The 3,200-nt window shown below is 74.7% G+C and carries 3 protein-coding genes; 1 reads left to right on the top strand and 2 read right to left on the bottom strand.

Annotation, left to right across the window (positions count from 1 at the left end):
- Positions 1 to 122: 122 nt before the first annotated feature.
- Together ACQRUO_RS39075 and ACQRUO_RS39070 are read right to left on the bottom strand one after the other, a co-directional pair.
- Complete coding sequence (locus tag ACQRUO_RS39075; RefSeq protein WP_428320944.1) at positions 123 to 2,075, bottom strand: Xaa-Pro dipeptidyl-peptidase; 1,953 nt, start codon at positions 2,073 to 2,075, stop codon at positions 123 to 125.
- Positions 2,076 to 2,210: 135 nt separating this feature from the next.
- On the bottom strand, positions 2,211 to 2,480 hold the full coding sequence (locus tag ACQRUO_RS39070) for a DUF1876 domain-containing protein (protein WP_428320945.1): 270 nt from the start codon (positions 2,478 to 2,480) through the stop codon (positions 2,211 to 2,213).
- A 240-nt stretch (positions 2,481 to 2,720) separates the two neighbouring features.
- On the opposite strand from ACQRUO_RS39070, the gene ACQRUO_RS39065 reads away from it, so the two are divergent.
- Positions 2,721 to 3,095: a hypothetical protein gene (locus ACQRUO_RS39065; RefSeq protein WP_428320943.1), complete on the top strand. Its 375-nt coding sequence runs from the start codon at positions 2,721 to 2,723 to the stop codon at positions 3,093 to 3,095.
- Positions 3,096 to 3,200 lie beyond the last annotated feature (105 nt).

The following is a 3,200-nucleotide window of genomic DNA, read 5'->3' as shown; positions in this document are numbered from 1 at the left end:
GGGGGGGGCCCTCCCTCTCCCCCACAAAAACACGGGAGAAAAAAACACCCCAAAGGGGGAGAGAAAAAGGGGGTCCCCCCGGCCGGGGACCGGCTGGGGCCACCGCGAGGCGCCGGTCGCGATCAGCGGAAGTCGGCCGGTCCGACCTTCGGCTGACGGTCGTCCGGCTGCGCAACCGCACCCGCACCCGCACCCGCGACCGGCCGCGCACCCGCGCGCGGCGCCGGGCCCGGCGGCAGCTGTCCCGTGCCGCCGGTCAGCGGCAGGCAGAGCGTCGAGTGCGCCAGGTCCACGGTGAGGGTGGGCCGGGTGTCCGGCGGGTCGACCAGCCCGTGGTCGGTGCCGGCCACGATCAGCGCCAGCCGGTGTCCGGCCGGGACCACGTGATCGGTGGCGGCCAACCGGACGGTCATGGTGTAGGCGCGCCCCGGGGCGAGCGGCACCCCGTGGTCCAGCCCGGCGTAGTGCCCCAGGTCGGCCCAGCCGCGGCTGAACACCGTCGCGCTCACCTGCTCGGTGGCCGCCGCGGTGTCCAGGAAGCAGGCGCTGTCCCCCGCGGTGCTCTCGCCCCAGCAGGAGCGGGTGGTCAGGGTGGTGATCCCCTCCCCGTCGCCCTGGTAGTCGCGGATGGTGGCCGGGCCCAGGTCGACCAGTACCGCGCTCAGGTGCGCGCTGGTGGTGTCGGCCGCCACGGTCAGGGTGACCGAACCGCTGCCGGAGATCCGCAGGTCGTGGTCGAGCACGCCGGTGGTGAACGCGGTCTTCTCCGGGGTGACCCGGTCCACCTCGGCGGCCCAGGCGTTCTCGTCCTCGGCCGGGTCGTCGGTGAACGCGACCGTGCCGGTGCCCGGACCGCCGCCCAGCACACCGGGGCCGAGGTGCACCTCGGTCGCCGAGGTGCCCGGCGCCGGCCAGGACGCGTCGGTGCTCCACCGGTCGGGGGCCCGCTCGACGTCGGCCGTCGGCTCCTGCTGGATCCCGTTGTCCACGCCCAGCAGGTAGTGGTCGAACCAGCGGTGCAGGGTGTCCACCCAGGCGGCGCGCCGGTAGTCGAACGGGTCCACGTGCCCGGTCTGGGAGAGCCAGATCTTCCGCTCCACCCCGTGCGCGGCCAGCGCGTCCCACCACTGCCCGAAGTTGACGGTGCGCACGTTGAGGTCCTGCATCCCGTGCACCACGAAGACGCTGGCCCGCACCCGACCGGCCGCGGCCACGTAGTCGCGCTGCTGCCAGAGCGGGCTCCAGTCGCCGTCGTCCGGTGAGCCGGCGGCCAGCGCCTGGTGCTCGGCGCCGCAGTGCGCGGCGTCGGTCGGGTCCTCGACCACGCCCGCCAGGTCGGCGGGCGTGCCCGGGTAGAGCGGCGCGCCCTGCGAGCGGTAGTAGTCGTACCAGGAGCTGATCGCCGAGATCGGCACAATGGTCTTCAGGCCCTCGACCCCGGTGGCGGCCACCCCGTTGGCGACGGTGCCGTCCCAGGACTTGCCGATCATGCCGACCGCGCCGTTCGCCCAGTCGGCCAGGACCCGGCTGCCGCCGCTGCGCGCGCCGTAGCCGGCGGCCCGGCCGTTCAGCCAGTCGATCACCGCCTTGGCGCTGGTCACGTCCGAGCGCCCGCCCACGTCGCTGCACCCGTCCGAACGGTTGGTGCCGGCCAGGTCGACCAGCACCACGGCGTAGCCGCGCGGCACGAAGTAGTTGTCGTAGTACAGCGGGAACCGGACCGGCTTCCCGGCCGCGTCGTAGGTCTTGAGCTGGCTCTCGTTGCCCCGCCCGCAACACGCGTAGTACGGACTGGCATCCATGATCACCGGGATCCGCCGCCCGGCTTCGGCGGGCTCGCGCGGGCGGATGATGTCGGCGGCGACCCGGTCGTGGTGGCCGTCGCGTTCGTCGTCGAGGCCGGTGTCGACCCAGACGGTCTCCCGGATCGCGTCGGCGTAGGAGTACACGGGCTGGCTGGCACCGTCGCGGACGGTACCGGCCCAGGCCGCACCGCTCGGGGCGAGCAGCGCGGCGGCGAGGGCGAGCAGCAGGGTGGCGACGGTCGCCACCGGTCGGATGCGGTGGTGTCTCACGAACGGGGACCGTACCCAGTCATGTCCATGCCCATTCGGCCGGCGCCGATCCGAACACGGACGGGGGCCGCGGGGTGCTCACCATCCGTCACCCCGCAGCCCCGGCGGGCCGCTCGGGCCCGCGGCACACCGCGGCTACATCAGCGGATAACTGGGCACCGCCCCCAGTTCGTCGATCTCGGTGTGCGCCTTGTCCAGCAACTGCCTGGCCAGGTCCTGCAACGCCCTGGCCGCCGCGACCTCCTCACCGACCCGCAGCTGCTCCGGGTCGTTCGGGTGCCGGCTGGTGTCACCGTGCGCCCGCAGCTCCCGGCCGTCCGGCAGCCGGACCAGTGCGGCCGCCCTGGTGTGCGCGCCCTGCTCCTGGAACTCCAGCTCGACGTGCCACCCCACCAGCGTGTTCATCATCGCCACCACCTCCAGCGGTACCCCTCCAGGATGCACCCGGCAGCGCGGGGATTCTCACGCTCGGTAAGCGGCGCCCCGGCGCGACACGCCGGTACCGCAGGGTCGGAGTCACACGTTCGCACGCTCTGTAGTGGCAGCGGGACCCGGAGCGACCGACGGTGGAGCAGGCGCCCCGGATGTCCATCTGGTCGGCCGACGGCCGACCCGTCCGCGCGCGCCCGGAAAGGGACCCCACCCATGCGTCGTGTACGCCACCTGGCCGCCGCCACCCTCACCGCCGCCGCGCTGAGCCTGGCCGCCCCGGCCGTCGCCTTCGCCGCCGACCCCGCCCCCGCGGGCGCGGCGAACCGTCCGGCGAACCCGTCCACCACGATGGACGACGGCAAGAAGACGGACGACAAGACGGACGAGAAGAAGGCCGACGACCAGAGCGGCGAGAAGGCCGGCGCCAAGGAGTGGGACCAGGAGCACCAGCCGCACGGCGGCCCGCACACCGGTGGCGGCTTCGCGGCGCTGAGCGGCGGCAGCACGCTGGCCACCGGCGGCGCGCTGCTGGCCGGTGGCCTCGGCCTGGGTGCGTACGCGCTGCGCCGCCGGCCCGCCGGGCGCTGAGCCGGCCCTCGGGCTGACCCCGCTCACCGATCCACCGTCAGCCCCCGCGCCCGGCCCCGCCCCGCCCCCCGCGCGCCGCGCCCCGCCCCCCGGCGGTGGCGCAGA

The sequence above is a fragment of the Kitasatospora sp. LaBMicrA B282 genome, from assembly GCF_050325825.1.
Taxonomy (GTDB): domain Bacteria; phylum Actinomycetota; class Actinomycetes; order Streptomycetales; family Streptomycetaceae; genus Kitasatospora.
Note: the sequence above shows the minus strand (reverse complement) of the source record. Positions and strands in the feature narration are given on the sequence as shown.